General features: G+C 70.8%; 22 protein-coding genes. 13 read left to right on the top strand and 9 right to left on the bottom strand.

Annotation, left to right across the window (positions count from 1 at the left end; all coding sequences use genetic code 11):
* The first annotated feature begins 114 nt into the window (after nucleotides 1-114).
* Together VNE60_12165 and VNE60_12160 are read left to right on the top strand one after the other, a co-directional pair.
* Nucleotides 115-822, top strand: a complete 708-nt coding sequence (locus VNE60_12165) for an energy transducer TonB (protein ID HVB32276.1) — start codon at nucleotides 115-117, stop codon at nucleotides 820-822.
* Nucleotides 819-1,235: a hypothetical protein gene (locus tag VNE60_12160; GenBank protein HVB32275.1), complete on the top strand. Its 417-nt coding sequence runs from the start codon at nucleotides 819-821 to the stop codon at nucleotides 1,233-1,235. Before VNE60_12165 ends, VNE60_12160 begins: the two co-directional genes overlap by 4 nt.
* Here VNE60_12160 and VNE60_12155 read toward each other — a convergent pair.
* Entirely contained in the window at nucleotides 1,139-2,257 is a 1,119-nt protein-coding gene (locus VNE60_12155; GenBank protein ID HVB32274.1) for a radical SAM protein, read from the bottom strand. The genes VNE60_12160 and VNE60_12155 overlap by 97 nt on opposite strands.
* A 99-nt stretch (nucleotides 2,258-2,356) precedes the next feature.
* On the opposite strand from VNE60_12155, the gene VNE60_12150 reads away from it, so the two are divergent.
* Both VNE60_12150 and VNE60_12145 read left to right on the top strand, forming a co-directional pair.
* The gene (locus tag VNE60_12150; protein ID HVB32273.1) at nucleotides 2,357-3,943 is read left to right on the top strand and encodes a glycosyltransferase family 39 protein; all 1,587 of its coding nucleotides are present in this window, start codon (nucleotides 2,357-2,359) and stop codon (nucleotides 3,941-3,943) included.
* Nucleotides 3,944-4,050: 107 nt separating this feature from the next.
* A complete protein-coding gene (locus VNE60_12145; GenBank protein HVB32272.1) occupies nucleotides 4,051-4,338 on the top strand; it encodes a 4a-hydroxytetrahydrobiopterin dehydratase in 288 nt (95 codons plus the stop codon).
* A gap of 77 nt (nucleotides 4,339-4,415) precedes the next feature.
* Here VNE60_12145 and VNE60_12140 read toward each other — a convergent pair whose 3' ends face one another.
* The 8 genes from VNE60_12140 to VNE60_12105 form a co-directional block, all read right to left on the bottom strand.
* On the bottom strand, nucleotides 4,416-5,099 hold the full coding sequence (locus VNE60_12140) for a Bax inhibitor-1/YccA family protein (protein HVB32271.1): 684 nt from the start codon (nucleotides 5,097-5,099) through the stop codon (nucleotides 4,416-4,418).
* An 89-nt stretch (nucleotides 5,100-5,188) separates the two neighbouring features.
* Nucleotides 5,189-5,989: a hypothetical protein gene (locus VNE60_12135; GenBank protein HVB32270.1), complete on the bottom strand. Its 801-nt coding sequence runs from the start codon at nucleotides 5,987-5,989 to the stop codon at nucleotides 5,189-5,191.
* Between the two features lie 32 nt (nucleotides 5,990-6,021).
* Entirely contained in the window at nucleotides 6,022-6,792 is a 771-nt protein-coding gene (locus tag VNE60_12130) for a DUF4097 family beta strand repeat-containing protein (GenBank protein ID HVB32269.1), read from the bottom strand.
* Nucleotides 6,793-6,830: 38 nt separating this feature from the next.
* Nucleotides 6,831-7,754: a DUF4097 family beta strand repeat-containing protein gene (locus tag VNE60_12125; GenBank protein ID HVB32268.1), complete on the bottom strand. Its 924-nt coding sequence runs from the start codon at nucleotides 7,752-7,754 to the stop codon at nucleotides 6,831-6,833.
* 9 nt (nucleotides 7,755-7,763) lie between these two features.
* Complete coding sequence (locus tag VNE60_12120) at nucleotides 7,764-8,510, bottom strand: zf-HC2 domain-containing protein (protein ID HVB32267.1); 747 nt, start codon at nucleotides 8,508-8,510, stop codon at nucleotides 7,764-7,766.
* Nucleotides 8,507-9,076: an RNA polymerase sigma factor gene (locus VNE60_12115; protein ID HVB32266.1), complete on the bottom strand. Its 570-nt coding sequence runs from the start codon at nucleotides 9,074-9,076 to the stop codon at nucleotides 8,507-8,509. The genes VNE60_12120 and VNE60_12115 overlap by 4 nt, the downstream gene beginning before the upstream one ends.
* 102 nt (nucleotides 9,077-9,178) lie before the next feature.
* Nucleotides 9,179-9,856 (bottom strand): HAD-IA family hydrolase, encoded by a 678-nt coding sequence (locus tag VNE60_12110; protein ID HVB32265.1) that lies wholly within the window; start codon nucleotides 9,854-9,856, stop codon nucleotides 9,179-9,181.
* A gap of 143 nt (nucleotides 9,857-9,999) precedes the next feature.
* Nucleotides 10,000-10,212, bottom strand: a complete 213-nt coding sequence (locus tag VNE60_12105) for a cold-shock protein (GenBank protein HVB32264.1) — start codon at nucleotides 10,210-10,212, stop codon at nucleotides 10,000-10,002.
* Nucleotides 10,213-10,787: 575 nt separating this feature from the next.
* Between VNE60_12105 and VNE60_12100 the strand changes: the two genes are divergently transcribed.
* The 9 genes from VNE60_12100 to VNE60_12060 all read left to right on the top strand — a co-directional run bounded on the left by VNE60_12100 (nucleotide 10,788) and on the right by VNE60_12060 (nucleotide 17,957).
* Entirely contained in the window at nucleotides 10,788-11,099 is a 312-nt protein-coding gene (locus tag VNE60_12100; protein HVB32263.1) for a hypothetical protein, read from the top strand.
* Complete coding sequence (locus tag VNE60_12095) at nucleotides 11,096-12,190, top strand: DUF2156 domain-containing protein (protein ID HVB32262.1); 1,095 nt, start codon at nucleotides 11,096-11,098, stop codon at nucleotides 12,188-12,190. The genes VNE60_12100 and VNE60_12095 overlap by 4 nt, the downstream gene beginning before the upstream one ends.
* Nucleotides 12,191-12,286: 96 nt before the next feature.
* Nucleotides 12,287-14,074, top strand: a complete 1,788-nt coding sequence (locus VNE60_12090; GenBank protein ID HVB32261.1) for a sodium:solute symporter family protein — start codon at nucleotides 12,287-12,289, stop codon at nucleotides 14,072-14,074.
* On the top strand, nucleotides 14,071-14,901 hold the full coding sequence (locus VNE60_12085) for a sugar phosphate nucleotidyltransferase (GenBank protein HVB32260.1): 831 nt from the start codon (nucleotides 14,071-14,073) through the stop codon (nucleotides 14,899-14,901). Before VNE60_12090 ends, VNE60_12085 begins: the two co-directional genes overlap by 4 nt.
* Entirely contained in the window at nucleotides 14,898-16,256 is a 1,359-nt protein-coding gene (locus VNE60_12080) for a galactokinase family protein (GenBank protein ID HVB32259.1), read from the top strand. The genes VNE60_12085 and VNE60_12080 overlap by 4 nt, the downstream gene beginning before the upstream one ends.
* Nucleotides 16,257-16,263: 7 nt before the next feature.
* Nucleotides 16,264-16,650 carry an MscL family protein gene (locus tag VNE60_12075; protein HVB32258.1) on the top strand — a complete coding sequence of 129 codons (387 nt, stop codon included), beginning with the start codon at nucleotides 16,264-16,266 and terminating at the stop codon, nucleotides 16,648-16,650.
* A gap of 18 nt (nucleotides 16,651-16,668) precedes the next feature.
* Nucleotides 16,669-17,025, top strand: a complete 357-nt coding sequence (locus VNE60_12070) for an MGMT family protein (GenBank protein HVB32257.1) — start codon at nucleotides 16,669-16,671, stop codon at nucleotides 17,023-17,025.
* Nucleotides 17,026-17,068: 43 nt separating this feature from the next.
* Complete coding sequence (locus tag VNE60_12065; protein HVB32256.1) at nucleotides 17,069-17,548, top strand: DinB family protein; 480 nt, start codon at nucleotides 17,069-17,071, stop codon at nucleotides 17,546-17,548.
* Between the two features lie 10 nt (nucleotides 17,549-17,558).
* Complete coding sequence (locus VNE60_12060) at nucleotides 17,559-17,957, top strand: hypothetical protein (protein ID HVB32255.1); 399 nt, start codon at nucleotides 17,559-17,561, stop codon at nucleotides 17,955-17,957.
* Nucleotides 17,958-18,013: the final 56 nt, after the last annotated feature.

The following is an 18,013-nucleotide window of genomic DNA, read 5'->3' as shown; positions in this document are numbered from 1 at the left end:
TGGGCCGGCCGGCCCGGGCAAGGGTTGGCTAATCCCTTACTTGATCGTCCACACCGGGAACGATAGAGTACCAAGGGGAGCCGCGGTCGCCGGCCACGCAGCGCGGGAGGTCACATGATGCGCCTCTGGATGAACGCCTATGCCAAGCCACCGGCTGTCGGCACCAGCGTGGTGCTGAGCACGGTGGTGCACGCGCTGCTCATCAGCGCCGCCGTGGCCGGTACCGCGGGCGCTCCCGAAGCGCTTCGCGAGGCGATCGCCAGCCGCGTGCAGTTTCTTCCGCCGCCCGACCAACGCATTGCCCAGAACGGCCCATCCGAGGTACTGCGCTTCATCGCGCTTCCGGCCACGGGCAACATGGGGTTCGATCCGACCCCTCTCAACAAGGGGCCGTCCGTGGCGGCGCGGGTGGCCAAGGCAGGCACCGGGGACGCGCCGATCTCGGTCCCGGTGACGAACGCCGCCAAGGGCGACGACTCCGTGCTGTCGGTGCTGGAAGTGGATTCGACGGCCACCCGGTATCCCGACAGCGCGTCGCCGGCGTATCCGCCGGACCTGCTCGCCAAGAACATCCAGGGGACGGTGTCCACCGAGTACATCGTGGACACGTCGGGCTTCGCCGATACGGCGTCGCTGGTGATCGTCAGCGCCACCAACCCCGGGTTCTCGCAGGCCGTGCGCGAGGCGCTCCCGTACATGCGCTTCCGCGCCGCCAAGCTCGGCAACCGCAAGGTGCGCCAACTCGTGGAGCAGCAGTTCACGTTCCGGATCACGCGGCCCAAACCCGACACGCTCATCGCCAAGGGGCCCGGCAAAGCGTGAGCGCCACGGATCTGCGCGCGTCGTCCACGCGCATGCGCCACGTGGTGCGCCTGGCGGGCGTGGTGATCGGGTATTCGGAACTCGAGGACGCGTCGCCGGGGGATGGCCGGGCGCACGGCCACTTTCGCCCCGGCATCGGTTACGAGTTGGTGGAGCTCGTGTTCCGCCTGTTCGCCGACGCGGTGCCGCGGCGCGGCGGCGGGGTGGTGGACGAGACCAAGCTGGAGCGCTACCACCGGTCGCGCGACGCGCTGGGGCTCACGCTCGAAGAGGCCGACGGCACGGTGGTGAAGACGTCGGGCATCCACATCGCCGATTACGCGTCGGAGCAGGGCGCCGAGGGGCGCGCGCTCGAGGTGCTGATCTCCGACGCGGGGTACTGGGAGCGGCGCGCGGCGCGCGACGGCGTCTGATCCGCCGCCTCGGCGGTCTCGTCGTTCCCGAACGTCAGCCCATACCGGGCACACAACTCCCGTGCGCACGCGGCCAGCCCGCGGCGATACCTCGGCCCCATGGCGTGGCCGCGCGCGAAGGTGGCGCGGTAGCGCGCGGCGAGGGCGGGAAATTCACGCGCGATGAAGGGCAGGTAGCGCTGGCGCGCCGTGGCGTGGAGGGAGAGCGAACCGACGACCATCGCGTCGGCGCCCGCCGCGGCCACGCGCGCCACCAGCGCCTCGAGTTGCGCGGGATCGTCGGTGATGCCCGGCAGCACCGGCATCGCGTTCACGCGCACGCGCACCCCCGCCGCGTGCAGGCGGGCGACGGCGCGCAGCCGAGCCTCGGGCGTGGGCGCGCGCGGCTCGATGCGGCGCGCCAGTTCGCGATCGACCGTGATCAGCGACACGTGGACCTCGACCGACGACCGGCGCGCGAGCCGCGCCAGGAGATCGGTGTCGCGGGTGACGAGCGGGCTCTTGGTGATGATCACCACGTGGAGATCGGCGTGGTGGGCCAGCACCTCGAGCAATCCGCGCGTGATGCGGAAGCGCCGCTCCGCGGGCTGATAGGGATCGGTGGCCGTCCCGATGACGATGCGGTGCCCGCGCGCAAGATCGCGATAGCGATCGGCGCCGTACCAGAGCGTGCGCTGCAGCACGTCGGCCGCGTTGCGCTTGACGAGGATGGCGCGCTCGAAGGCGAGCCAGGGCGGGAGCGTCCGCGCCGTCTCGTGCAGCGCCTCGTCGCCGGGGTCGGCGGCCAACGCCCGCTCGAGGGCGTAGCGATGCGCGTAGCGCGCATAGCAGTACGCGCAGCCGAATGCGCATCCGACGTACGGGTTGATGGACCAGAAGCCGTCGAGTCCGGTGGTGCCGGGGCCGTTGAGAATCTCGCGGGCCCGCGTGGCGTGATAGCGGATGTCCTTCTGCTCGCCGATGACGGGGAGCGCGCGCCGGCGCGTGAGGCCATCGGGAAACAGCGACAGTTGTTGGGCCATGGGCGACGGTGAGCAGGGGTGTATGCATACCGAAGAAATACCGAAACCACAAGAGCGAGCGTTCGCCAGAATCGCCGCGATCGTCGTATGTTTCGCCCCGTGAAGCTGCTTCTGGGTCTCAGCCGCGACGCGACGACGATTTGGCGAAGCTCGCTGTTTGCCGTGCGCCTGGTGGCGCTGGTGATGGCGAGCGTGGCGTTTTCCGGAGTGCTCTTCATCACGGAGCCGGCCGGTCCGGGGTTTGAACCGGCGTCGGCGTCGTATCTCGGCGCGGCGGAATCGCTGGTGTCGGGCCACGGGTTCCGGGTGCCGATGGCGCCGTGGAATTCGGCCGACAGCACGTCGTCGCTGACGCACTATCCACCGGGATTCTCGATGGCCATCGCGGGACCGACGGCGCTCGGGCTGCCGGCGGCGCAGGCGGCGCGGCTGGTGGAGGCGCTGTCGGCGTTCATCGCCATGGCGGCGCTGCTGGCGATCGTGGGCGACGCGGCGGGGGCGGGGGCGGCGACGCTGCTGGGCCTGGCGCTGCTCGTGATGCCGGCCACGGTGGATGTGCACCTCTCGGTGCTGAGCGAGCCGCTGTTTCTGGCGTGCATGGCATTCACGCTGGCCACGATGGTGGCGGCCCCGGACCAGCCGCTGGCAGCGGGACTGAGCGCGGCAGCGGCGCTACTGGTGCGCTTCAGCGGCATCGCGGCCGTGGTGGCCGCGGTGTTGTGGGCGCTCACTCGGCGCGGTGCGCCGCGCGATCGCGTGCGGCGCTCCGTGCTCGCGGCGGCGCCGGCGCTGCTGCTCATGCTCGCCTGGCTGGTGGCCGCCCATGGCGCCGGCGCTCACGTGGTGCGCCGGCTCGGAGTGTACGGCGACTGGGAACGCTCGATATCCGGCGGCGCCCGGACGCTCACCACGTGGCTCGCGCCCACGGCGCACGCGGTGCCCGGGGCAGGCTGGGTAGCGCTGCTCGTGGCGGCCGGCGTGGCGGCGATGTTCGTGGTGGGCACGCGCCGCGCGTACCGGCTGTGGCGCCTGCTGCCCGCCGACATTCCCCTGCACAGTTCCACGAACGTTCCGCAACTCATCGCCGCGCGCGTGTTGGGCGCGTCGGCGGTGCTCGGGGGATGCTACGCGCTGGTGCTGCTGGCGGCGCGGCTGTTCGCCGACGGGGGCATGACGTTCGACGGGCGGCTGCTCGCTCCGCTGATCGTGCTCGTGGCCGTGGCATTCTCGGTGGCGGCGGCTACCTGGTGGCGCTCGGCGCGCCGCGCGGCGCGCGCCGGACTGCTCGTGGCGCTGGTTGCCTGGGGCGGCGGGTCGCTGGCGGCATCGTGGCGCCATGCGCACGACGCGTTGGCGCACGGCACGGACCTGGCCAACGATGCGTGGCGCGAGTCGCTGATCCTCGACTGGGCGCGCGCCGACGGCGGATCGCACCCGCTATACACCAACTGGCCGGCGGTGTCGTACCTCTATCTCGGACGGCCGGCGCGGGGGTTGCCGCAGTCGGCGGATCCGCAGACGCTGCGTGCGTTCGGCGACACGCTGGCGGCGCATGGCGGCGTCGTGCTCGCTTTTCTGGCGCCGAATCCCGCGTACGTGTCGCCCGACAGTCTCGCGTCGGCACTCGGCTTGCGGGTGGTGGCGACGTTTCCCGACGGCGGAGTGCTGGGGCCCGCGCCGCGCTGACCCGCGGCGCCGGCCCGGGCATATCGCGGGGCGGTTGGAGCGGATAGAATCCCTGGAGGCCGGCCGGCACCGCCGGCCTGCGTGCCACGTGTGAACGGGGGGACCCGATGCCTGCGAAGCTGTCCGATCTCGAGATCCAGCGCGCGCTGGGTGGGTTGCTGGGCTGGGCGCGGCGCGGCGACGTGCTCACCAAGACGTTCAGCTTCCCGCGATTCGGCGACGGGATCGCGTTCGTGGCCAAGGTAGCGGTCATCGCCGACGCGATGGATCACCACCCCGACATCGACATCCGCTACACCAAGGTGTGTTTCGCGCTGTCCACGCATTCGGCCGGCGGCATCACGCAGCTGGATCTGGATCTGGCGGCCAGGATCGAGAAGACGCACGCGGGGTAGCGGGCGCGGCGGCACCAAACGAAACCGGCCCGCGGGCATTATCGCCCGCGGGCCGGTTTCGTATTCGGCGCGTGAGTTCAGCGCCGGCGGTCGCCGCCGCCGAGCAGGCTCAGGATGAACAGGAAGAGGTTGAGCAGGTCGAGATAGATGGTGACCGCGGCGATCACGTAATCGTTCTCGCCGAACTGTCCGGAGCGCGTGATGCGCCAGGTGTCGAAGACGAGGAGCCCCGAGAAGACGAGCACGCCGGCGCCCGCGATCCAGAGGGAGCCGCCCACGCTCGGGAAGAACATGCCGATGAGCATGGTGGCGAACAGCACGAACAGTCCGACGGTGAAGAACCCGCCCCAGGCGCTGAAGTCGCGCCGGCTGAACGTGGCGTACAGGGTGAGGATGCCGAAGGCGGAGAAGGTGAGCAGGCCGGCTTCGCCGAGCACGCCGGGCTGCATCCTGAGGTAGTACAGCATCATCGGGGCGAGCCAGACGCCCACGATGAACGTGAACAGCAGGGTGAGGATGATGTTGCGCGGATAGTTGCGCGACTGGGTCTGCGCCATCCACAGCGGCGCGAACCAGCAGAGCATGGTGATGAACGGGTGGGCGGCCACCGCGTTCATCAGGGCCGCTTGCGTGAACGCGAACGCGGCGCCGAGGAGCGACACCACGATGCCCACGAAGACGAGGCCGTACGTGCGGCGAACGAGCGTGGCCCGTTCGACCCCGGACCGGACCGGTGTGGCGATGCTGGACGAGAAACCCATGGTGAGACGCAGCTCCTGAATTGAGTAGCCCTGCCTCCAATTCTACCCGGGAACGGGGGCCGAGTGCCAGTGGAGGCGCGGGGGGCGGCTCAGTGCTTGCGGAGCTCCACGTTCCCGTTCACGGTGCGCATGATGATGCGGGAGCCGCCCTTGCCCAGGGTGGCGCGCAGGTGGCGCGGATCGATGTGGCCGTTGAGCGTGACCGGGAAGTCGGTCATGAAGCGCCCGTTCACCGTGGACAGCTCGACGTCGGCGTCCACGTCGTTGCCGAGCTCGACGATCACCGAGCCGTTCACGCTCGAGAATCGCATCTCGGAGGTGGGCCGGTAGTGGAGCATGCTCGCATGCACCGTCCCGTTGACGCTGCTGGCCGACACGGGGCCGCCGTCGGTGGCCACGTTCACCGCGCCGTTGACGGTGCTGGCGCGCACCTCGGACGTGACGCCGGTGACGGAGACATCGGAGTTCACGGTATGCGCGCCCACCTTGACGCCGGCGGGCACGCTGACCACGAAGTCCACGCGGACGTCGTTGTTGCGCTCGTGTCCCTCGTAGCGCGCATCGTAGCTGCCGGGCGTGCAGTGGGCGTCGGGGCCCCAGAGCGCGCAGAGGAGCACGTCCTGATTGTCCTCGCCGAAATGCTGGACGTCGAAGTGGACGATGCTCGGATCGCCGCGGCGCCAGTGCTTGGTGGCGGTCACGGTCACGCTGTCGCCGGTGGCGCGCTGGACGGTCACCCGGCCGTTCATGTTGCGCACGGTGATCCAGCGGCCGTCGGGGATCTTCCACGCCCAGGTCATGGTGTTCTGATCGGGCGCGTTCTGGGCGCGGGCCGCGGCGCCGGCAAAGCCGGTGGCGAGGACGAGAGAGAGGGCGAGGGAGCGGCGCATATGAGGTATCCTACCCGGGAACGCCGGGAATGTCACTTGAGAGTGCGCAAACGGACGTCGCCGCTCACCGTGGACACGGAGAGGGCGCGGCCGCCGCGGCCGATGCGGGCGTTGATGCTCCGGCGGCCCACCTGGCCGTGGAGCGTGAGCGGGAAGTCGGTGTCGAGGTCGCCGCTCACCGTGGACATCGCGAAGTCGGCGTCGAGCGCGGCGGGCACGGCCACGGTGACGTCGCCGCTCACGCTCCGGAACGAGAGGTCGCCGGCGCCGGTGAGCGCGGCGATGGTCACGTCCACGTCGCCGCTCACCGAGGTGGCGCGCACCGACGAAGCGCGGAGATCGTGCAGTTTCAGGTCGCCGCTCACCGACGACGCGCGCACGTCGCCCTGGGCGCCGTCGATGGCCACGTCGCCGCTCACCGAATGGGCGTCGGCCAGCATCGACGCCGGCAGCTTGACGGTCACGTCCACGGTCCCGCGATCGCCCCAGTTGCTGTGGTGCGAGTGCATGTGGGCGCCGTCCTCGTCGCACGATTCGTCGGAGTCCTTCCAGAGCACGCAGACCACCACATGCTGCGCGTACTCCTTGACGGCCACGTACATGTCGTCGGTGTTGCCGTGCCGGTGGCCGGTGACCTCGACGGTGGTGCCGCCGGCCGGCGCGAACCGCACGTCGCCGTTGATGTCGTGCACCGAGACGACGGTACCGGCGGGTTCCGCCTTGGACCATTGGAAGTCGGCCTGCTGCGCGCCGGCCGAGGCCGTGCCGAGGGCGACGAGGGCAATTCCGAGGAGTGTGCGCATGGAGGGATCCGTTGAGAGTGTGGGGCGCGCGGCCAGGTTCACCGGCTGCCGCGCCGGTGGATGACCACGTCGCCGCTGAACGACTCGGCGCTGATGCGCGCCGCACCGCCGCCGATGTTGAACGTGAAGCGCTTGCTGGTGGCGCTGCCGATGCCGTGCTCGCCGGGCTGGAGCGTGATCGGGAAGTCGCTGTCGATCGAGCCGCTCCACGTGGACACGGTGAGCTGGGCGCTGGCGTTGGCCGGAATGGCGAGCATCACGTCGCCGGAGTGGGTGCCGAACTCATAGCGGCCGTCGGGCGCGATCGCGCCGTCGAAGCTGACGTCGCTGCTCGTGCTGTGCGCGCTCACGCTCCGCGACGTGATGTTCTTGAGATGCACGTTGCCGCTCACCGTCTCGGCGCTCACGTCACCGGTGACGTCGGTGAGCGTGATGTCGCCGCTCACGGCCCGCGCGTGGACGTCGCCTGTGAGGCCATCGGCGATGACGTCGCCCGAGAGGGTGCCGAAGTCGATGTGGCCGGCGGCGGTCTGGACGGTGACGTCGCCGCTCTGGGTGTGCGCCGACACGGCGCCCCCGGTGCCGCGGATGGCGATATCGCCGCTCTGCGACTGCGCGGTGACGCGGGCGCCCGCCGGCACGGTGATCTCCAGGCGCACGTCGCCGCCGGCGTCGGAGGCGTCCACCGACACGCGATCGTCGGAGGCGTCGAACCGGATGCGCCCGTGGTCCGAGGTGGCGTGCACGACGACCTCGGGGCGCGTGCCGGTGCGGACGACGATGTCGCCCTGTCGCGCGGTGAGGGCCACGATCCCGCCGGGCCGGAAGGCGACGGTGGTGTCGAGGCGCGCGCTACGGTCGCGATCGAACCAGCGGCCGTCGTCGCGGCGGGCGGTCTGGCCGGCGACTGGCGAGGCGGCGGCGGCGAGGAGGAGAGCACCGAGGAGCAGAGAGCGTGTCATGATGGGGTCCTAGGTGGCGGACGGCAGGGCCGCCGCCACGCGCAAGATCTGGACTTTCGTATCGAGGGACTGCGTGAGCGACTGCAACAGGAACCGGCTGGCCGGATCGCGCGCCAACGCCGTCTTGCACTGCGCGATGGCGTCGTCGATGACGGTGAGGTTCTTCTCGATCACGGCCACGGTGGCGGTGTCGAGGTGGCTCCGGCGCGCGTTGAGCACGGCATGCAGCGCGGCGATCTCCGTGTCGTACGACTGCTCGACGGCGGCGGGCGTGGCTCGCGCCGCGCGGTTGGCGGCCAGGCGCGCCTGCGCCGGTCCGCCGAGCGCCGTGTCGGCGGGCCCGGGAACGGGGGCCCGCTGCGCGGTCACCGGCGCGGCCGGTCCGCCAGCGGCGGATCGCGGCGCGGCGCGGTGCGTGGTGGCGTAGCCGAGCACCGCCGCGACGACGAACGTGGCGGCCACGGCCGCGCTCAACAGCGCGGGCGACCTCCACCACGGACGGCGGCCGGCCAGCGGGACCACGGGGGTCTCGAGGCGCGCCGCGATGCCCTGCCACAGGTCGCGCGACGGCGCGAGCACGGGGAGTTCGGCGGCCCGGGCGCTCACGCGGCGCAGGTCGGCGAGCAGCGCTCCGCACGCCAGGCAGCCGCGCGCGTGCGCCGCCATGGCGTCGCGCGTCGCGCCGTCCAGGTCGCCGTCCAGGAAATCCATCAGCCGGTCGCTGAAGATCTCGCAGGTGATGGTGGGACCGCTCATCGGTTCAACGCCTCGCGCAAGAGGAGCCGCGCCCGGTGCAGCTGCGCCTTGGTGGCTCCCGTGGTGACGCCGAGCATGTCGGCGATCTCTTCGTGCTTGTAGCCCTCGACATCGTGCAGCGTGAAGACCCGGCGAGCACCGGGTGGCAGTCGCGTCATCGCCGCCTCGAGGTCGAGCAGGTCGCCGGGCGGGAGGGTCATCCCGACCACGCCGGCGTGCGCATCCATGCCCTGCTCCTCGTCTTCCTCCTCGAACCGCGCCCGCCGCCGGGAATCGGTCTTGCGATCGTTGAGCACGACGTTCACGGCCAGCCGGTGGAGCCAGGTGGAAAACGAACTCTCCCCGCGGAAGAGATGCAGCTTCTCCCATGCGCGTACGAAGACGTCCTGCGTGAGCTCCTCGGCGCGCGCGCGGTCGGCGACCATGCGCGCGCAGAGCGAGAACACCCGGTCGACGTGCCGCCGATACAGCCGCTCGAACGCCGCCCGATCTCCCGCCGCGGCTTGCGCCACGTCGGTGTCGGACGGATTGGAGTTGGGCGTTTCGAGTGTGGCCACAGCGGTCATGCGTCGTCGATCTCCGTCCGTGCACGGGATGAGATAGTCGACGCGGGCAAAAGGTTGGAACCCGGCCGGCGGCGGGTTCCGGCCGGCGGGGCTCTTTGGGGCCTACGCCGGAGCGTCGGGGCGGGTTTCGGGCGCGCCGAGCCCGGCGACGAGCGCGGGAAGGTCCGCGAGGCGGTCGAGGTAGAAGCGCGGCGACGCCGTGGCGAGCTCGGCGCGCGAGAACGGGCCCCAGAGCGCGGCCACCGTGCCCACTCCCGCGGCGTTGCCGGCATGCATGTCGTGCACCGAATCGCCGATGAACAGCGCGCGGTCGGCGCGGCCGCCGAGGCGATCGAGGGCCACGTGCACCGGCTCGGGGTGCGGCTTGTGCCGGGCGGTGGAGTCGGCGCCCACGATCGTCTGCACGAACGGGAGGAGGCCCACGTACGCCAGCCCGCGCTCGGAGAGTTCGACCGACTTGCTGGTGACGATGCCGATCGCGTGGCCGCGCTCGCGGAGCGCGGCGAGCGTGGCGGCGGCGCCGTCGTAGGCGCGCACGAGGCGGTCGTGGTTGGCGAGCTGATATTCGCGGTAGGCGCCGATGAAGGCGTCCACGTCGGCGTCGTCCGCCGCGTAGCGGGTGAACATCGCGCGGAGCGGCGTGCCGATGCCCGGGAGCCACTCGGCGTCGCTGGGCGCGGGGAGCCCGCGCGATTCGAAGGCGTGGGATTTGGAGCGTTGGATGAGCTCGATGGAATCGATGAGCGTTCCGTCGAGGTCGAACAGAATGGTGTGGAGCATGGCCTGGGGTGGAAGGCGCCTATGCGAACTCTAGCCGGGGTGGACGCCGGCGCGAGGGTGGCGGCGCGGCGCGCAATGCGAAACGGCCGGCCCGGGTTTCCCCGAGCCGGCCGCTTCGTGTGCGCCCGAGGGCGCGATGGCCTTTAGCGGCCGAGCTTGACGACGTTCTCCGCCGCAGGACCCTTCTGGCCCTGAACGATGTCGAACTCGACGCGCTCACCCTCGGCCAGCGACTTGAAGCCGCTGCCCTGGATGGCGGAGTGGTGAACGAAGCAGTCCTTCTGGCCGTTCTCAGGCGTGATGAAGCCGAAGCCCTTCGCGTCGTTGAACCACTTCACGGTGCCGGTCGTACGCATTGCGGTACTCCTGTGTGTTGTTGTGGTCGGAGTCCGGTGATGCCGTACATACCGACTACAATGTTCGTGACCAAGACCCTCACGATGGGCGGTGCCCCCGCCGCGCCGGACACTTGCCGGACGTGACGCGCGACATCGATCGACAAAAAAGGACCCAGCGAAAGCCAGGCCCCAGGTCGAACGTGGAACGTGTCCGCACGCTAGGCGCGGAAGTCGCTGCGAAAAGGTATCAGCGTTCCGAATAGCGCGCAACGGTGGAATTGTGTGGGAGCCAGAAGACCGCCAACCTCAACTGGCCATGGGGTTTGCGCCTCGAATCCCGACCCGGAAACGCCCCCATTGGGCGAGCAGTCTGTCGGTGAAAAGCCGGCCCTCTTGACGGCATGGCGAATGGGCAGTCCCCCGACGCATACTATACAAGTGGGCGTTGGTCGGCCTCGGACCGCAGCCCTGGGCGCGCGGCGCGCGCCCCCACGAGATCGGAGGCGCAGATGGCGCAGCGCAAACAACTGGACGCTGGGACCACGGGCAAGGAGCTTCCGGCGAGGGCGGCGGACTCACCGAAAGGATTTCGCATGTCCGCCTCGCGCACGATCGCCGTGACGGTGGACCGGGTGTATGCGGCGTGGATGGACGGCGGCGCGCGCGCGCAGTGGTTGCGCAACGACGAGTTGGTGGTCACCGACGCGACGCCGGCGATCTCGTTGCGCGGCGATTGGGGGACGACGCGCGTGTGCGTGTTCATCATGCCGCGCGGGACGGGACGCGCCAACGTGACGGTGGATCAGGAGCTGCTCCCGACGGCGAAGAAAGCGGCGCAGATGAAGAAGTTCTGGCAGGCCCGGCTGGGGCGGCTGGCGGCCGCACTCGAACGCGCGCGAGGGTGACGGAACCCCCTCCCGGTTGGGCATTCGAGCGGGCGCGGGCGCTGGTGCTGGAACACGGGTGGAACGCCACTGCCTATCAGATTCTCAATCCGGGCATCGCGCACTGGTTCTCGGCCGGGGGCGACGCCGTGCTCGGGTACGCGCGCGCGCGCGGCGTGTACGTCGTGGCGGGGGCGCCGGTGTGCCCGGAGGCGCGGCTGGGGGACGTGGTGGATGAGTTCGAGCGTGAGGTCCGGGTGCGCGGGCAGCACGTGTGCTACTTCGGCGCCGAACACCGGCTCGAACGGCTGCTGCGCGCGCGCGGGGGACGGGCCATGGTCGTGCTGGGGGCGCAGCCGGCGTGGCACCCGGCCGACTGGCCGCCGATCATCGCGCAGCACGCGTCGCTGCGCGCGCAACTGAACCGGGCGCGCAACAAGCGGGTGGCGGTACGCGAGTGGTCGGCGGCCGAGGCGCGCGATCACGCCGCGCTCTGGCGCTGCCTGGGCGAGTGGGGGGCGACGCGCGGACTGCCGCCGATGCACTTTCTGGTGGAGCCGCGGACGCTGGGCCGATTGGACGACCGGCGGGTGTTCGTGGCGGAGGTGGCGGGCGGCGGCGTGGTGGGGTTTCTGCTGGCCTCGCCGGTGCCGCGGCGGCGCGGCTGGCTGGTGGAGCAGATCATCCGCGGTCGTGGCGCCCCCAACGGGACGAACGAACTGCTGATCGACACGGCGATGCGGGCGTTCGCGCGCGAGGGGGCGGAGTACGCGACGCTGGGACTGTCGCCGTTGTCGCGGCGGGCGCGGCTGGACGAGACGATGAATCCGGCGTGGCTGCGGGTCGTGCTGGCCTGGGTGCGCGCGCATGGGCGCCGGTTCTACAACTTCGACGGGCTGGACGCATTCAAGGCCAAGTTCGCGCCGTCGCGATGGGAGCCGGTGTACGCGATCGCCGACGACCGGCGGGCGCTGCCGCGCACGCTGTTCGCGATCGCGGCGGCGTTCAGCGGCGGGTCGCCGATCCGGTTCGTGGGCCGGGCGATACTGGGGGCGGCGCGGACCGAGGCGGGGTGGGCGATGGAGGCCGCGCGCGACACCGTGCGCCGGTGAACGATCGCCGCTGGACGCCGCCGCGCGCCCGGTGTTGATTCCCCCCGTTCGCGCGGCCGCAACTTCCGTTCTCTCCCGCCTCCCGGTCCTCCGCCCATGCATTTCGCGAGAATCGACTGGATCATCATCACCGTCTCGATCGTCGTCTCGTTCCTTCCGGCGCTGTTCTTCTACAAGCGCGCGGGGTCGAGCACGGCGGAGTTCTTCACCTCCGGCCGCGCCGCGCCCTGGTGGCTGGTGGGCGTGTCGATGGTGGCGACGACGTTCAGCACCGACACGCCGAACCTCGTGACCAACATGGTGCGCGAGAACGGCGTGGCCGACAACTGGCTCTGGTGGTCGTTCCTGCTCACCGGGATGATGACGGTGTTCTTCTTCGCGCGCATGTGGCGGCGGTCGCGCGTGCTCACCGATCTGGAGTTCTACGAGCTGCGCTACTCGGGCAAGGCGGCCTCGTTCGTGCGCGGCTTCCGCGCCGTGTACCTGGGGCTGTTCTTCAACTGCGTGATCATGGCCACGGTGAACCTGGCGGCGGCCAAGATCGCGAACGTGGTGCTGGGCTGGCCGCCCTGGAAGACGCTGTCGATCGCGTCGGTGATCACGATCTTCTTCGCGTCGGTGTCGGGGCTCTGGGGCGTGCTGGTGACCGACTCCATCCAGTTCACGATCACGATGACGGGCACGTTCGCGGTGGCCTACTTCGCGGTCAAGCAGCCGCAGATCGGCGGCCTGTCGGGGCTCATCCATCAGATCGATCCGAAGACGCTCAACCTGCTCCCCGACTTCGGCAACTGGACGGTGGCGCTGTCGGTGCTGATCATCCCGATCACCATCCAGTGGTGGTCGGTGTGGTATCCGGGGGCGGAGCCGGGCGGCGGCAGCTACATCGCGCAGCGCATGCTGGCCTCCAAGACGGAGAAGGACGCGCTCACCGGCACGCTGCTGTTCAACGTCATGCACTACGCGCTACGCCCCTGGCCGTGGATCATCGTCGCGCTGGCGTCGACGATCATCTATCCCAACCTGGCGTCCATCCAGCACACCTTCCCGGGGCTCGATCCCAAGCTGCTGGGCGACGACATCGCGTATCCGGCGATGCTGCGCTTCCTGCCGGCGGGGTTCCTGGGGCTGATGGTGGCGGGGATGCTGGCCGCCTACCGGTCGACGATCGAGACCCATCTGAACTGGGGCACGTCGTATCTGGTGCACGATTTCTACCGTCGGTTCATCCGCCGCGATCGGACGGAGCGCCACTACGTATTCGTGGGGCGCGTGGTCACGGCGCTGCTGATGGTGTGCGCGGCGCTGCTCACGTTCGAACTCGACACGGCCAAGGAGGCGTTCGACCTCATCCTGTCGGTGGGCGCGGGGACGGGGCTCATCTACCTCCTGCGCTGGTTCTGGTGGCGCATCAACGCCTGGAGCGAGGTGTCGGCGATGTTGAGTTCGTTCCTCGTGGCGCTCGGGTTCTTCGTGGCCGGCAAGATGGGGCATCCGGTGGCGGCGGACCTGTCGCTGGTGATCACAGTGGCGACGACGACGGTGGTGTGGGTGGTGACGACCTACCTTACCGAGCCGAGCGACCACGCGACGCTGCTCAACTTCTACAAGCTCGTGCGGCCGGCGGGGGCGGGGTGGGCGAAGATCCGCGCCGAGGCGGGCGTGGGGGCGTCGCCCGACAGCCTGCCGCAGGCGATGCTCGGCTGGATGCTGGGCTGCGTGTTCGTGTATTCGGCGCTGTTCGGCACGGGGAGCATCCTGTACGGGCGGCGGCCGCAGGCCGAGATGTGGGCCGTGACGTTCGTGATCAGCGGCCTCTGGCTGTTGCGTCTGGTGCCGCGGATGTGGGCCAGTCCGGGTTCCGAGGCGGCGGACGGCGCATGACGCCACGCTGGGCTCCGGTGACCAAGGCCGTGGTGCTGGCGCGAGGCCTGGGTACGCGCATGCGGCGCGAGGATGCCGCCGCGGCACTGGACGACGCGCAGGCGGAGGTGGCGGCCCGCGGCACGAAGGCGATGATCCCGATCGGGCGGCCGTTCCTGGATTACGCCCTCAGCGCGCTGGCCGACGCCGGCTGCACCGACGCGTGCCTGGTGATCGGGCCCGAGCACACGGATATCCGCGACCACTACACCCGCACGTCGCCGCCCACGCGCATCCGCGTGGCCTTCGCCGTGCAGCAGGAGCCCCGCGGGACGGCCGACGCGCTGCTCGCCGCCGAGGCGTTCGCGGCCGGCGACCGGGTGCTGATGGTGAATTCGGACAACTACTATCCGCCGCGCGCGCTCTCGGCGTTGCGCGCGGTGGCGGGTTCGGGACTGTTGGGTTTCGAGCGCGCGGCCCTGATTCGCGAGAGCAACATCGAGGCGGCACGCGTGCAGCGGTACGCGCTGCTCGCGCGCCGCGCCGACGGATCGCTGGCCCGCATCGTCGAGAAGCCGGACGCCGCCACGGCGGCGGCGCTGGGGCCGGACGCGCTGGTGAGCATGAACGCGTGGGTGTTCACGCCGGCGATCTACGCGGCGTGCCGGCGGGTGACGCCGTCGTCGCGCGGCGAGCTGGAGCTGCAGGACGCGGTGCGGATCGCGATCGACGACCTGGGTGAACGGTTCGACGTGGTGCGCGTGGCGGCGGGGGTGCTCGATCTGTCGAGCCGCGGCGACATCGCGAGCGTGCGCGAACGGCTGGCCGGCGTGGAGGCGAGACCGTGACCGACCATTATGTGGCGCGGCTGGTGGCCGAGGGCATGTCGCCCGACGCGGCGCGCGCGAAGGGCCCGCTGTTCGCGGCGGCGGCGCAGGCCCTGCGCGCGCGCGGCGTGGAGGCCGCGCAGCCACTGGCGCTGTTCGTGCCGGGCCGCGTGGAGGTGCTGGGCAAGCACACCGACTACGCCGGGGGCCGGAGCCTGTTGTGCGCGGTGGAGCGCGGCGTCTGCCTGCTCGCGGTGCCGCGGGCCGACCGCAAGGTCCGGGTGGTGGACGCGCGGGTGGACGAGGAGGTGGTGTTCGAGTTCGACGCGGCCATCGAGCCGCCGATGGGGCACTGGTCCAACTATCCGATGACGGTGGCGCGGCGGCTGGCGCGCAACTTTCCCGAGGCGCGGCGCGGCGCCGACATCGCGTTCACGAGCGACCTGCCGCTGGGCGCCGGCGTGAGCAGTTCGAGCGCGCTCGTGGTGGCGATATTCCTGGCGCTCTCGGCGCTGAACGATCTCGAGGACGCGGCCGCGTACCGGCGCGAGATCACGAGCATGGAGGCGCTGGCCTCGTATGTGGGATGCGTGGAGAACGGCGAGAGCTTCGGCACGCTGGCCGGCGATCGCGGCGTGGGGGTGTTCGGGGGGAGCGAGGACCAGACGGCCATTCTCTGCTGCCGGCCGCACACGCTGAGCCAGTACGCCTTCTGTCCGGTGCGGAGCGAGGGCACGGTGCCGTTTCCGGCCGGCCACACGCTCGTGATCGCCAACAGCGGGGTGCTGGCCGAGAAGGCGGGGGGCGCCCGCGAGGCATACAACCGGGCGTCGGTGGCCACGCGGGTGATCGTCCGGCGATGGAACGCCGCCACCGGGCGTGCCGACGGCGCGCTGGGCGACGCCGTGGTGAGCGGGACCGGCGCGCCCGACCGCATTCGCGGCGCGATCCGCGACGGAGGAGACGACGAGTACCCGGTGGGCGTGCTGCTCGATCGGTTCGAGCAGTTCCTGGACGAGAGCACGCGCATCATCCCGGCGGCGTACGCGGCTCTGGCGCGCTCGGATCTGGCGCGGTTCGGCGTGCTGGTGGACGAGTCGCAGGCCGGCGTGGAGCGCTGGCTGGGCAATCAGATTGCCGAGACGATCGCCCTGCAGCGGCAGGCGCGGGAGTTGGGCGCGGCGGCGGCTTCGGCGTTCGGCGCCGGTTTCGGCGGCAGCGTGTGGGCGCTCGTGGCCCGGTCGGACGCCGAGGCGTTCGCGCACCACTGGTTGACGCGGTATCGTGCGGCATTCCCCAACGCCGGCGCGGCGGCCCACGCGTTCGACACGGGCGCCGGGCCGGCGGCGCTTCGTCTTGCGGACCTCCAACCATGAGGGTCACATGTGGAAGGACTTCAAGGATTTCCTGATCAAACAGAACGCGATCGGCCTGGCGATCGCCGTCGTGATCGGCGTGGCGTTGAACACGGTGGTCCAGGCGATCGTGAACGACGTCATCATGCCGATCGTGGCGGTGGCGCAGCCGAGCGGCGACTGGGTGAACTACACGCCGCCGCTGGGGCCGTTCAAGTTCCCGATCGGGCATCTGGCGAGCGCGGTGCTCAACTTCTTCATCGTCGGCTTCGTGGCCTGGCGCATCAGCAAGGTGTTCGTGAAGGCGCCGCCCAAGGGGCCGCCCACGACCAAGACCTGCGAATTCTGCAGGATGACCGTGGACATCGCGGCCTCGCGCTGTCCGCACTGCACGAGCCAGTTGACCGCGGCCTGAACCGGTGGCCGGACGCCGGTGACCGCGCACGCGACGAAGGCCGGCGCGCCGCAGGGCACGCAGGAGCGCATCCATGCCGTGGTGCGGAAGATCCCGCGCGGACGCGTGGCCACGTACGGCCAGGTGGCGCGTCTGGCGGGGCTCCCGGGGCACGCGCGCCAGGTGGGCTACGCGATGGCGGCCCTCGGCGACGCGACGCGCGTGCCCTGGCACCGCGTGATCAACGTCCAGGGGCGCGTGAGCCCGCGGCGTGCCGGGCCGGGCGCCGGGCTCCGGCAACGGCAATTGCTGGAACGCGAAGGCGTGCGATTCGACGGGGGCGGTCGGGTGTCGCTGGAGCGTTACGGGTGGCAGCCTCGCGCGCGGGGCCGGTGATCGCTAACGTCCTGCGCGAAAGTACCGCGTTGGAGGAGACTCAATGATCGCGCATTTCAAGCGGTTGTACGCCCACGCGCAGTGGGCGGACGAGCGCACCCTGCAGTCGCTCGTCGAGAGCGAGCATCTGCCCGCCCACGCGCTCGCGTTGTTCGCCCACCTGCTGGCCGCCGAGCACGTGTGGCTCCATCGCATGCTCGGCACGCCGGCGCGCATGTCGGTGTGGCCGACGCTCTCGGCGGTGGAGTGCGACGCGCTCGTGGCGGAGAACCACGCCGCGTACGTGGCGTTCCTCGGCGCGCTCGAGCCGGCGGGGCTGGCGCGTTCGGTGCGATACCGGAATTCCGCGGGGCAGGAGTTCGAGTCGACGGTGGAGGAGATGCTGACCCAGGTGGTGATGCACGGGTCGTACCATCGCGGGCAGATCGCGGCGCTGGTGCGGGCCGCGGGCGACACGCCGCAGCCCACCGACTTCATCGCCTTCGTCCGCGGCGCGCCGGCCGCAACCCGCCAATCGGCCTGACCCGACATCCATGACCTCGCCCCCGCCGTTCCACGATCCGCGCCCCGCGCCGGTGCGCCGGCTGCGCCGCTACAAGCCGCTGCCGCCACAGCAGACGTTCGTCCGCCATCTCGTGCGGAATTTCGTGCTCGGCACCGGGATGGTGTTCGGCGCCCTGATGATCGGCGTGTGCGGCTACCACATCACGGCGAGTCTGGGGTGGCTCGACTCGCTGGTGAACGCGAGCATGATCCTGTCGGGCATGGGCCCCGTGAATCCGGTGACGAACAGCGCCGGCAAGTGGTTCGAGTCGTTCTATGCGCTGTTCAGCGGCGTCGTGTTCATCACGTCGGTGGGCGTGCTGCTCGCCCCGGTGGCGCGCCGGTTCCTGCACCGGTTCCACCTCGACATCGAAGCCGACGACTCGTGACGCGCTTGACAGTCCGCCTCCGGCGCGCCATCGTTCGGCCCATGCAGACGCCGACC

It is taken from the genome of Gemmatimonadaceae bacterium, from assembly GCA_035533755.1.
Classification (GTDB): domain Bacteria; phylum Gemmatimonadota; class Gemmatimonadetes; order Gemmatimonadales; family Gemmatimonadaceae; genus JAGWRI01.
This window is presented reverse-complemented; position numbering and strand designations above follow the sequence as displayed.

Bases quoted from the DNA above. Each gene is read 5' to 3' on its own strand.
- VNE60_12165 (HVB32276.1), top strand. From the start codon at position 115: ATGATGCGCCTCTGGATGAACGCCTATGCCAAGCCACCGGCTGTCGGC.
- VNE60_12155 (HVB32274.1), bottom strand. From the start codon at position 2,257: ATGGCCCAACAACTGTCGCTGTTTCCCGATGGCCTCACGCGCCGGCGC.
- VNE60_12145 (HVB32272.1), top strand. From the start codon at position 4,051: ATGCCTGCGAAGCTGTCCGATCTCGAGATCCAGCGCGCGCTGGGTGGG.
- VNE60_12140 (HVB32271.1), bottom strand. From the start codon at position 5,099: ATGGGTTTCTCGTCCAGCATCGCCACACCGGTCCGGTCCGGGGTCGAA.
- VNE60_12135 (HVB32270.1), bottom strand. From the start codon at position 5,989: ATGCGCCGCTCCCTCGCCCTCTCTCTCGTCCTCGCCACCGGCTTTGCC.
- VNE60_12130 (HVB32269.1), bottom strand. From the start codon at position 6,792: ATGCGCACACTCCTCGGAATTGCCCTCGTCGCCCTCGGCACGGCCTCG.
- VNE60_12125 (HVB32268.1), bottom strand. From the start codon at position 7,754: ATGACACGCTCTCTGCTCCTCGGTGCTCTCCTCCTCGCCGCCGCCGCC.
- VNE60_12120 (HVB32267.1), bottom strand. From the start codon at position 8,510: ATGAGCGGTCCCACCATCACCTGCGAGATCTTCAGCGACCGGCTGATG.
- VNE60_12115 (HVB32266.1), bottom strand. From the start codon at position 9,076: ATGACCGCTGTGGCCACACTCGAAACGCCCAACTCCAATCCGTCCGAC.
- VNE60_12110 (HVB32265.1), bottom strand. From the start codon at position 9,856: ATGCTCCACACCATTCTGTTCGACCTCGACGGAACGCTCATCGATTCC.
- VNE60_12105 (HVB32264.1), bottom strand. From the start codon at position 10,212: ATGCGTACGACCGGCACCGTGAAGTGGTTCAACGACGCGAAGGGCTTC.
- VNE60_12100 (HVB32263.1), top strand. From the start codon at position 10,788: ATGTCCGCCTCGCGCACGATCGCCGTGACGGTGGACCGGGTGTATGCG.
- VNE60_12090 (HVB32261.1), top strand. From the start codon at position 12,287: ATGCATTTCGCGAGAATCGACTGGATCATCATCACCGTCTCGATCGTC.
- VNE60_12085 (HVB32260.1), top strand. From the start codon at position 14,071: ATGACGCCACGCTGGGCTCCGGTGACCAAGGCCGTGGTGCTGGCGCGA.
- VNE60_12075 (HVB32258.1), top strand. From the start codon at position 16,264: ATGTGGAAGGACTTCAAGGATTTCCTGATCAAACAGAACGCGATCGGC.
- VNE60_12065 (HVB32256.1), top strand. From the start codon at position 17,069: ATGATCGCGCATTTCAAGCGGTTGTACGCCCACGCGCAGTGGGCGGAC.
- VNE60_12060 (HVB32255.1), top strand. From the start codon at position 17,559: ATGACCTCGCCCCCGCCGTTCCACGATCCGCGCCCCGCGCCGGTGCGC.